Here is a 10,045-nt window from a genome sequence, read left to right on the forward strand (position 1 = left end):
CACAGCCCCCCGCCCCGCCCCACCCGGCCCCGCCGCGCTCGCCCGCGCAGCGCTCGCCCGCGCAGCGCCCCGCCGCCACCCGCACCCTCCCGCTGCGCCCCACCCCGCTGCTCATGCAGGGCCAGGAGTACCTGTTCCGCACCCAGCCCAGGTGCCTGGACTTCCAGGAGCAGGCCCACCGCCTCGGCGTCGTGGACGAGGGCGACGGCAGCCCCGTCCCGTGCGTGCTGGTCCTGGCCCGCTCCGCCGACATGGAGATGAACGAGCTCTCCATCGCCCTCGCCGAGCGCGGCATCCGCATGGTCCGCATCGACGCCGACCGCTGCACCGACCTCCCGCTCACCGTCTACACCGACACCCCGCTGCTGGAGCTGGACCGCTGGCTGGTCCGCCCGCTGCTGGTGTGGCGCAGGCACTTCGAGCTGTCCGCCGTCCCGGTCGAGCCGGGCACGCTCGCGGGCGCCTACGCGGTCGACCAGTGGAACGCCGTCGCGGGCTGGCTGTCGACCCGCCGCGACTGGGCGCACGTCAACCCGGTCAGGCACACCGCCCACCTCGACCGGCTGACGCAGATGGCCGACGCCGCCGCGTTCGGGCTGACCGTGCCGCGCACCGCCGTCACCACCCGCCCCGGCCGCACCAGGCCCGGCGGCGGGCAGTGCATCGTCAAGACCGCCGGGCGGCACCTGCTGGAGCCCCGGCCCGGCGTGCAGCACGGGCTGTTCCCCCGCCCGCTGGAGACCAGCCGGGCGGGCGACGTGCCGGAGACCGCGCCGGTGATAGTGCAGGAGTACGTCACGGCCGAGACCGAGATCCGGGTCTTCACCGTCGACGAGGAGTGCCTGGCCTACCAGGTCGACAAGATCGACCCGGCGCAGCTGTGGGTGGACCCGGACGCGGTCCGGGTGACCCCGGTCGAGGTGCCCGAGGGGCTGCGCGGGAGGCTGTTGGCGCTCGCCCGGCACTGGAGGCTCCAGGTCGCGGCGTTCGACCTGCTCGTCGCGGGTGACGACCACGTGTTCCTCGAGGTCAACGTCAACTGCGACTGGCGGTGGTTCGAGCACCGGGCGGGCGACACCCGCGTCTCCGACGCGGTGCACAGCTGGGTCGCCGGGCGTTTCGAGGAGCTGCTGGGTGCGGGTCAAGGTCGCTGAGCACGCGGCGCTGTCCTACCGGGACGGCACCGCGGTCTGGGACGACTACCTCCACCACCGCCAGTTCGCCATCACCGAGACCGCCGAGCTGCTGTGCCGCAAGTTCGCGACCTTCACCGACGTGGACGCCCTGCTGGCCCCGCTGGCCGAGGCGGACCGGGCGGCGCTGCGCGCGGTGCTGGACGAGCTGATCGGCGCGCGCGTGCTGCTGGTCGAGGGCTCGCCCGAGCACGAGGCCGAGCGGCGGCTCCTGGCGGGCTGGGGCCCGTGGGGCGTGGCGGCCCGGCACTACCACTTCGCCAGCCGCACCCTGGCCGACGCGCCTTACCAGGGCGTGGACGAGCACGACGCCGAGTTGGACGCGAAGCTCGGCACCGACCCGCCGCCCCCGCCCTTCAGGACTATCGGCGGTGTGCGCGTGGATCTTCCCGCGCCCGCCGAGGACCCCGAATGGGGGCGGGAGGGGTTGCGGAGCGTCCTGCTGGGCCGTCGCACAACGCGAGATTTTGGCCGAGGACCGCTTCCGCTCCGCCAAGTGGGTGAAATTTTGGCGGTGCTCGCCGCGCCGTCACCCGCCCGGTCCAGGGTCGGGCGGTCCGGGACCGTCTTCAAGATGACACCATCGGGCGGTGGGCGTCACCCGGTCGAGGTGTACGCGCACGTCAGGGCGGTCGAGGGCGTCGAGCCGGGGTGGTACCACTTCGACCCGCTCGGGCACGCGCTGGAGCGCCTCGGGGTGGTGTGGGCGCCGGAGCAGCTCACCGAGGCCGCTGGCGGGCAGGAGTGGGTCGGCGAGGCCGCGCTCGTCCTGGCCTACACCGGGGTGCTCGACCGCACCCGCTGGCGTTATGACACGTCACGGGCTTATCGGGTGGTCCAGATGGACGTCGGGCACCTCTCGCAGACCGCGTACCTGGTCGCCACGGCGATGGGATTCGGCGTCGGTTTCACCGCCGCGCTGCGGGACGAGCTGGTGGAGCGCGCACTCGGTTGTGACGCATATCACGAGATCGTCCTGGGCTTCAGCGCGCTCGGCCCATTACTCGAATGAACGGAATAGCAGTTCGCATTGAGCCGTGCGGGGGATGTGCATCGAACAGCCTCCACGAACGCACGGTAACCGCTTAGGCTCCCCGCTGCCCCCGTAGCCCAACGGGTAGAGGCAGGCTCCTTAAAAGAGTCACAGGTACGGGTTCGAATCCCGTCGGGGGCACGCTCGTGATAGCTGTTCGTCACCCGTTCGCAGGTCAGGGACGTGCGGGCGGGTGACGCGCCGCGATGGAGCCGGGGAGCGGAGTTCACCGCGCGGAGTGGGTCTTTTCCCTTGTTCGTGCAGCGGACCAACGGTTTCGACCCCCTGATTTAGTGAGGGAGTCAGCAGGTCAGCCCGCATTTCCGCACTTTTGCGGACTAAGCGGGGCCGCCGCAAAGCGGCCCCGGCCCGCCCGTTCAGTTCGCCAATCGAGCGTTCACCCAGTCGGTGACCACTTCGTCCAGCACGGCCAGCGGGAGCGGCCCGCCGCCGAGCACGAGGTCGTGGAACTCCCGGATGTCGAACGCCGCCCCGAGCGCCGCCTCGGCCGCCGCCCGCAGCCGCAGGATCTCCAACCGGCCCACCATGTACGACAGCGCCTGGCCGGGCGCCGCGATGTACCGGTCCACCTCGTTCTCGATCTCCACCAGCGCCAGCGGCGTGTTCTCCCGCAGGTACGCCACCGCCCGCTCCCGGCTCCAGCCCTTCGCGTGCAGCCCGGTGTCCACCACGAGCCTGCCCGCGCGCATCGAGTCCAGCGCCAGCATCCCCAGCCGCGCCACGTCGTCCGAGTACAGCCCCATCTCGTCGGCCAGCCGCTCGGTGTAGAGCCCCCAGCCCTCCAGGTAGGCCGTGACGGACGCCATCCGCCGCAGCAGCGGCAGGTCGGTCAGCTCCTGGGCGAGCGAGATCTGGAAGTGGTGGCCGGGCACCGCCTCGTGGAAGGCGATCGCCTCGGCCTGGTAGCGGAACCGCTCCCGCACCCGGTGCGTGTTGGCGTAGTAGGTGCCCGGCCTGCTGCCGTCCAGCGCGGGCGAGGAGTAGTAGGCGGTCGGGGCGCCGGGCGCGTCGTCGGCGGGCACCGCCTCCACCACGCAGCGCTGCGCGGGCAGCCGCCCGAACCACCTCGGCGCGACCTCCTCGGCGCGCGCGATCGCGGTCCTCGCCGCCTCCAGCAGCTCCTCCTCGGTGTCCCAGCGCAGCGCCGGGTCGGTCCGCATCCGCTCGAACACCCCGGCCGCGTCGGAGGGGCCGAACACCCGCCCGCCGATCTCGGCGTACTCCCGCTCCAGGTCGGCGATGATCGCCAGCCCGGTCTCGTGCAGCTCGTCCGGCGTGCGCGGGGTCGTGGTGTGGTGGCGGGCCAGCGCGGCGTACGCGGCCTCGCCGTCCGGCAGCCAGCACAGGCCCGGCCGCTCGTCCGGCCGCCCGTCGGGCAGCAGCTCCCGCAGCACCTCCCGGTACGCGGCGAACGCCGGGCGCACCCGCTCGGCCAGCACCCGGTCCCGCTCGGCCGCGACCCCCGCGACCAGCTCGTGCCTGGCCAGCGGGTCGCGCTCGGCGGACAGGTAGCGGTCCAGGTGCGCGATCGCCGCCTCGACGAGGCGCGCGACCGGCCTGCGGCCCGCTGAGCGCCCCGAGCGGTGCCGGTCGGCCACCTGCCCCAGGTACTCCGGGATCGCCGCCAGGCGGGCCACGTAGGCCCGCTGCTGGGCCTCGTCGGAGGGGGTGAGCATGGGGAGCATCGCCAGGAGCATCCCGGCGGGCGCGAAGAACGAGTCGGTGATCGAGTGCTCGACCAGCCGGGCGTCGATCCGGTCCACGATCGCGAGCGCCTGCTGCACGACCACCGCGCGGGTCACCGGGTCGTCGTCCTCGGGCAGCGCCCGCGCCCTGGAGGCGATGTCGAGCGCCCGCGCGCGGGAACCGGCCTCGCCCGCCTCGCTCACGTCCTCCAGGCCCGCGTTGGCCACCGGCAGGCCGTACAGCGCCGCGCCGATCGGGTCCAGGTCCTTGACCAGTTCGAGGAGTTCCTCGGCCAGTCCAGCGGTCGTCGCCATGCGGGTGCTCCCAGCGCTCGTCGTCCCTGCCGGTCATTAGCTTAGGAAACGACCACCCCCGCGCGCGGCCGGAACGCGCGGAAATCGTCGCACCCCCGCAGTGCGGTGCCCGCTCCCGGAACCGCACCCCTGGAGGACCCGTGGCGGACAAGGTCGGCTTCAAGCGGACCGTCCCGAGCTGCACCGCCAAGCGCGACGAGCCGGAGCTCGTCGAGGTCCCCGATCTGCGCTACCTGGCGATCGACGGCAGCGGCGACCCGGACACCGACGCGTGCGCGGACGCCGTCTCGGCCCTCCACCCGGTCGCCTGCCGGCTCAAGTTCACCAGCAAGGGGGAACTGGGCCGGGACTACGTCATGCCCCCGCCGGAGGGCCTGTGGTGGTCCGAGGACCACGCCCCGTTCACCAGCGAGCGCGACAAGGCCAAGTGGCGCCGGACCCTGCTGCTCCTGCTGCCGGACCGGGTCGGCGACGAACTCCTGGCGGGCGCGCTCGACCGCGTCGAGGCGGGCGGCGACCCGCCCGCCCGGCTGCGCGAGGTCCGCGTGGAAGCGCTCTCCGAGGGCCTGTGCGCGCAGGCGCTGCACGTGGGCGCGTACGACGACGAGGCCGAGCCGCTGCGGCGCGTGCACGAGGAGTTCATCCCCGAGCACGGCCTCGCCCCCACCGGCAGGCACCACGAGGTCTGCCTGAGCGACCCGCGCCGCGGCGCCCCCGCCAAGCGCCGCACGATCGTGCGCCAACCGGTCACCAGGCTGCCCTGACGCCCGCCGCCCCGCGCCCACCGGTGGGCGCGGGGCGTCAGTTCATCGCCGCGGGCATCCGGCGGTAGTGCTCCAGCACCTCGGGGTCCTGGAGCTGCATCCACTGCAGCACCTCGGTGTAGGTCGCGCACACCGCGCCGCCCGCGCCGCACGCCTCGCCCATGAACCGCTCCACCGCCTCGCTGAACGCCCCGCCCGCCCAGTCGTTGAAGTGGTTGCCGATCACCACCGGCGCCCGGTTCCCGTTCGCCGCCGCCCGCAGCACCGACCGGTAGGTGTCCACCACGACCTGGGTGAACAGCGGCACGTTCGCCGGATCGGTCCTCTCCTTCGCGCCGTCCAGCGCGTACCAGAGGTTGAAGTCCATCATCACGACCTGCTTGCCCAGCGCGGGAACCCGGACCTCCGGCATCGGGAACTCCCACACCCCGTCCCGCACCGACGGCCACTGCACGCCCAGGCTCACGTGGCTGGTGTCGTAGACGAGCCCGCGCTGCCGCATCGCCGGGAACGCCTGGTCCCACCTGCCCTCCAGGCACGGCGTGCGCCCGCCGCGCACGGCGCTCGGGTCGAGCTTGAACCCCTTCGCGCGGGCCTTCTCCACGATCTGGAAGAACTGCTCCAGCTCGCTGCCCCAGTCCGCGGTGTCCCAGTCGCCGACGCTGGACGCCCCGCCCGCGCAGAAGTGCCCGTTGTAGTGCGTGCCGATCTCGTGCCCGTCGTCGATCGCCTGGTTCAGGTAGCCGATCCGCAGCTCCACGTCCGCCTGCGTGCCGCCGAAGCCGATGTCCGACCTGCCCGCGCCCTGCTTGGGCCCCCGGTAGGTCGCCGCGCCCTGCTGCTCGGTCAGCAGGTACACCCCGGACAGCAGCCCGGTGACGTGCGCGCCGGTCCGCGCGGCGATCGGGTTCAGCCGGTCCCAGTGCTCCTTGGACGCCGCGCCGTCGAAGGAGAACAGCAGGAACTGCGGCGGCTTCTCGCCGGGCTGGAGCCTGCGCATCCAGGACGGCGGGTCCGGGTGCGGCGGAACGGTCGGCGCGGGGGCCGCGCTCGCGGACGACCCGGTCGTCACACCGGGCAGCCGCGCGGCCGGTTCGCCCGCGCCCCCGCCCGGCGGCGACTCCCGCGCGCCGAGCACCGCGAGCACGACCAGGACCACCACGAGCGCGACCACCGTCGAGAGCCAGCCCCATCGCTTCACAACCCTCGTGGACGGGACATTGCGTCCGGAGGTTGCTTTCATGCGGAAACCGGCGCGCCCGCGCGGGCTCCCCACCGGCGGCGCTCAGCCGACCGGCGTCGCCACCACCACGCGGTTCTCCTCGTACCCCAGCTGCCCGCCGACCCACCGGCCGCCGCAGGTCACCAGCACCAGCCGGTGCTCGCCCGACGGCCCGAACAGCTCCACCGCGCGCCGCGGCAGCTCGTCCTTGCGCACCGCCAGCACGTCCCGCACCGCGAACCGGTACTCGGCGCCCGAGGTGTCCACCACGAGCACCTCGCGGCCCGCCTCGGCCCGCCACAGCTCGTCGAACGGCCCCGTCGCGCCCTTCCAGTTCACGTGGCCCGCCAGCACCGTCGCGCCCTCGGGCGCGCCCAGGTCCACGCCCCACCAGGTCGCCTCGCCGACGCCGTCCGGCACCGGCAGCACCCCGTCCGGGGTCACCTCGCTGCGCACCAGCTTCGCGGTGTTCCCCAGGGGCAGCCGCACCGTGCCCGGCCGCACCTGCGCGGCGGGCGGTGGCGGCGGCTCGGGGACCGGGAGGTCGGCGGGCGCGTTCGACCCGGCCCGCATCCCGGCCAGGTCCACGCCGCGCCCGCTGCGCAGGCTGTCGCCCAGCGGGTGCGGCACCACCGGGTCGGCGGGCCTGGCCAGCCCGGTCACCACCGCGTCGGGCGCCGTGATCGCCAGAGCGGCGGTGGTGGACAGGACGCCCACCACCGCCGCACCGGCCAGCAGAGCTCTCACCATCTGCTCAGCACCGCCGGATCATCACCTCAGGCCGCCAGCCGCCGCCGGACCACCAGGCCCAGCGCGACGCCGCTGACCAGCACGGCGCCCGCGAAGCCCGCCACCGCGCCGGGCGCGGTCACCGTGGTGAAGGACGCCGTCGCCAGCGCCACCCCGCCCTCGGAACCGGCCGGGATGGTGATGGGCACGATCGGCTTGTTCGGCTTGTTGCTCAGCTGAAGGACCAGGGTCTGGCCCGGCTCGACCTTCCCACACGCCTTCGGCGGCGCGTTCGGGTCGTAGTTCTCCTCGTAGCCCTTCGGCGCGGCCACCTCGATCACGCAGATCTCCTGCGGGGTGCGCAGGTCCTCCACGACCGCGGTGCCGTCGGCGCCGGTCTGGAGCACCACGGGGGTGCCCTCCGGCCCGACCAGCGGGCTCTCGTCCTGCAGGACCGCCGGGGTGGACCCGTCCGCCGCGGTCACCCGCAGCGCCGCGCCCGCGAGCGGCTTCTTCGTCTCGGAGTCCACCTTGCCGATCTTCACGATCCCCGGAGGGGTCTTCGCGGAGGCGGACGCGTTCGCGGTGAGCTTCTTCTCGCCACCGGTGGTGACGATGCGCTGCATGGTGCTGTCGGCCGGGACGTGCACGACCGGCTTGTCGGCCGGGCTGTCCAGTCGAACGGCCACCGAGGGGGAGGGGCCGGTCGGGACGACCTTCAGCGTGAGGGGCTTGCCGTCGGCCGGGGTGACCAGCTCCGCGGTCCCGGCGTCGCTGCCCTCGATCTTCGCGTCGGTCAGCTCGGCGGTCACCGGGACCCCGCCGACGCCGCCGCCGCTCTGCTTGGACACGGTCACGGTCCAGGTGTCGGCCGTGCCGATCAGCTGGTCGCCGGTCGGCGCGATGACCTGCGCGGCCCACGGGCCCCGGTTGGCCTCGGCGTCGGCCTTCATGCGGGCGATCGCCTCGTGCGCGGAGGCGGGCAGCCGGTCGTAGTTGAACTGCTCGTCGTAGGCGACCTTCTGGAACGGGACGTCGGCCCCGATCACGATGCCCGCCTGGGCGTCCGGCGCGGCGGTCCAGGTGTGCAGCAGGTGCGACAGCCCAGCGGCCTCGTCGGCCGAGGTCGTGGTGCTGTAGCGCAGCAGCAGGTAGGAGATGTTCGCCGCGACGTCCGGCGCGAGCGACTTGCCGCCCTTGGTGAGCAGCTCGTCGCCTTCCTTGTACTCGACGTCGCTGTCCGGCGCCTTGAGCGCGTAAGCGACGCACCACACTTGCTTCTTGTTCCAGATGTAGGAACCGGACCACCCCGGCCCGTTGGGGCGATCCTTGTAGGGCTGCGCCTCGTGCTGGTAACCGAGCCCCTCCTGCGGCGCCGCTTGGGCGATAGCCGCAGGTAAAGCGAGCAAGGTCACACCGGCCGCGAGCGTAGCCCCAGCGAGTCGTCTCCAGCCCATGATTGGCAAGACTCCCTGAAAATGGGTGCGGAAGGTGCTGGCCTGGTGAGCTTTCCCGGTACCGAAGGTGCGGACAAGCCGCCACTGGGGTACGGGGTGACTACGCTCCGCCACTCAAGTAGGTGGTAACTGACAGCTCCACTGGGTAAAGTCCGTTTTACCCGCCGGGAACCGATCTGCTCGTGCGGACGTTGAACCCCGTGAAGGCGCGAGACGCCAACAGGAGGACACTGAGGTGCGCACCAGCAGCAACCCCGCGTTCCGCAACCTGCCCCAGGGCGGGGGGCCCGCGGGCTTCGGGCAGCAGTACGGACAGGCTCAGCCCTACGGCCAGCAGTACGGCGGCGGCTACCCGCAGCAGCAGGCCTCGGGCGAGCGCCCCATCACGATCGACGACGTGGTCACCAAGACCGCCGTGACCCTGGGCCTGACCCTGGTCACCGGCCTGGTCTCGGCCTGGCTGGTGCTGACGGGCGCGGTCAACCCGATCGCCCTGACGCTCCCCGGCATGATCATCGGTCTCGTCGTCTCGCTGATCATCATCTTCAAGAAGACGCCGAGCGCCCCCCTGGTGCTCACCTACGCCGCTGCCGAGGGCGTGTTCCTCGGCGGCATCACCGGCGTGTTCGAGGCGTTCTTCCCCGGCATCGCCTGGCAGGCCATCCTCGGCACGTTCGGCGTGTTCGCCGGAATGCTCGTGGTCTACAAGACCGGTGCGATCCGCGTCACCCCGCGCCTGACCAAGTGGGTCATCGGCGCGATGGTCGGCGCGGGCGTGCTGATGCTCGCCAACCTGCTCATGGGCCTGTTCGGCGTGAACCTGGGCCTGCGCGACGGCAGCCCGCTGGCGATCGTCTTCTCGCTGGTCGTCATCGGCATCGCGGCCTTCAGCTTCCTGCTGGACTTCGAGGCCGCCAACGAGATGATCCGCAGCGGCGTCCCGTCGAAGTGGGCCTGGTGGGCCGCGTTCGGCCTGATGACCACCCTGGTGTGGCTGTACCTGGAGATCCTGCGCCTGCTGTCCTACTTCCAGAACGACTGACCCGGACGGGTCAGCCCTGGAGGGGGACACCCCCGTGCCAACTGGATGAGGAAGGCGCCTCGGCCGTACAGGCTGGGGCGTCTTTCGCCTTTCCGGGGGTCTTCCGGGGCGCGCTCGTCCGGGGGCTTCCCAGGGGCTGCGGGGACGGCCCCGCCGTCAGCAGGGCTGGCCGCTCCTCGGGCCGGGGTGCGCGGCCAGCGCGGCGCCCGCGCCCTCCAGGCGCACCAGGCAGGCCACGCACAGCGGCCCGTGCGCCTGGCCGCCCGCGCCGTCCGGGGGCCTGCGCGCCCCCGAGCAGGCCGCCAGGTGGTCGCCCGCCTGCTGGTCGCCCGGCGGCGGGAAGGCGTGGCACAGCGGGTCCGAGCCGACGCGCCACCACACGTGCGCCATGCCGCCTCCTCCGTTCGGCGGGCTCCCGACCGCCCGGAGGGGGATGCTGCCGGCTGATCACCCGGCCGGACAGGCCCCGCCGGGCGGCGTGCGCGCCTTTCCACCCGATGGGTCAAAGGCGGGGCCCCGCGGGCACCGCCCCAGGGCGGCCCTCAACGCACCGCACCCCCCCCAGCACCCACCCCAAGCCCTGC

The 10,045-nt window shown here is 73.2% G+C and carries 9 protein-coding genes and 1 tRNA gene; 5 read left to right on the forward strand and 5 right to left on the reverse strand.

Annotated elements, in window-relative coordinates; genetic code table 11:
- The 3 genes from ACTUAL_RS13270 to ACTUAL_RS13280 form a co-directional block, all read left to right on the forward strand.
- The coding region (locus ACTUAL_RS13270; RefSeq protein WP_440900451.1) for an ATP-grasp domain-containing protein at nt 1-1,154 on the forward strand (1,154 nt) is incomplete at its 5' end.
- Entirely contained in the window at nt 1,135-2,205 is a 1,071-nt protein-coding gene (locus tag ACTUAL_RS13275) for a SagB family peptide dehydrogenase (protein ID WP_096491465.1), read from the forward strand. The genes ACTUAL_RS13270 and ACTUAL_RS13275, both read left to right, overlap by 20 nt.
- Before the next feature lie 87 nt (nt 2,206-2,292).
- Nucleotides 2,293-2,367: transfer RNA gene (locus ACTUAL_RS13280), tRNA-Leu, on the forward strand.
- 236 nt (nt 2,368-2,603) lie between these two features.
- On the opposite strand, the gene ACTUAL_RS13285 is transcribed toward ACTUAL_RS13280, so the two are convergent.
- Nucleotides 2,604-4,247 carry a DUF885 domain-containing protein gene (locus tag ACTUAL_RS13285; protein ID WP_440900452.1) on the reverse strand — a complete coding sequence of 548 codons (1,644 nt, stop codon included), beginning with the start codon at nt 4,245-4,247 and terminating at the stop codon, nt 2,604-2,606.
- Nucleotides 4,248-4,387: 140 nt separating this feature from the next.
- Between ACTUAL_RS13285 and ACTUAL_RS13290 the strand changes: the two genes are divergently transcribed.
- Nucleotides 4,388-5,011, forward strand: a complete 624-nt coding sequence (locus ACTUAL_RS13290) for a GyrI-like domain-containing protein (protein WP_440900453.1) — start codon at nt 4,388-4,390, stop codon at nt 5,009-5,011.
- Between the two features lie 37 nt (nt 5,012-5,048).
- Here ACTUAL_RS13290 and ACTUAL_RS13295 read toward each other — a convergent pair whose 3' ends face one another.
- The 3 genes from ACTUAL_RS13295 to ACTUAL_RS13305 all read right to left on the reverse strand — a co-directional run bounded on the left by ACTUAL_RS13295 (nt 5,049) and on the right by ACTUAL_RS13305 (nt 8,377).
- Nucleotides 5,049-6,212, reverse strand: a complete 1,164-nt coding sequence (locus ACTUAL_RS13295; RefSeq protein WP_440900454.1) for a polysaccharide deacetylase — start codon at nt 6,210-6,212, stop codon at nt 5,049-5,051.
- Between the two features lie 84 nt (nt 6,213-6,296).
- The gene (locus ACTUAL_RS13300; RefSeq protein WP_096491469.1) at nt 6,297-6,983 is read right to left on the reverse strand and encodes a class F sortase; all 687 of its coding nucleotides are present in this window, start codon (nt 6,981-6,983) and stop codon (nt 6,297-6,299) included.
- Nucleotides 6,984-7,009: 26 nt separating this feature from the next.
- Nucleotides 7,010-8,377, reverse strand: a complete 1,368-nt coding sequence (locus ACTUAL_RS13305) for an MSCRAMM family protein (protein ID WP_440900455.1) — start codon at nt 8,375-8,377, stop codon at nt 7,010-7,012.
- 277 nt (nt 8,378-8,654) lie between these two features.
- Between ACTUAL_RS13305 and ACTUAL_RS13310 the strand changes: the two genes are divergently transcribed.
- The gene (locus ACTUAL_RS13310; protein ID WP_096491471.1) at nt 8,655-9,461 is read left to right on the forward strand and encodes a Bax inhibitor-1/YccA family protein; all 807 of its coding nucleotides are present in this window, start codon (nt 8,655-8,657) and stop codon (nt 9,459-9,461) included.
- A gap of 156 nt (nt 9,462-9,617) precedes the next feature.
- On the opposite strand, the gene ACTUAL_RS13315 is transcribed toward ACTUAL_RS13310, so the two are convergent.
- Nucleotides 9,618-9,851, reverse strand: a complete 234-nt coding sequence (locus ACTUAL_RS13315) for a hypothetical protein (protein WP_096491472.1) — start codon at nt 9,849-9,851, stop codon at nt 9,618-9,620.
- Nucleotides 9,852-10,045: the final 194 nt, after the last annotated feature.

The organism is Actinosynnema sp. (assembly GCF_052038725.1).

What these genes read in the sequence shown, in the direction of transcription:
- ACTUAL_RS13285 (WP_440900452.1), bottom strand. Translation starts at nt 4,247, where the DNA reads ATGGCGACGACCGCTGGACTGGCCGAGGAACTCCTCGAACTGGTCAAG.
- ACTUAL_RS13300 (WP_096491469.1), bottom strand. Translation starts at nt 6,983, where the DNA reads ATGGTGAGAGCTCTGCTGGCCGGTGCGGCGGTGGTGGGCGTCCTGTCC.
- ACTUAL_RS13315 (WP_096491472.1), bottom strand. Translation starts at nt 9,851, where the DNA reads ATGGCGCACGTGTGGTGGCGCGTCGGCTCGGACCCGCTGTGCCACGCC.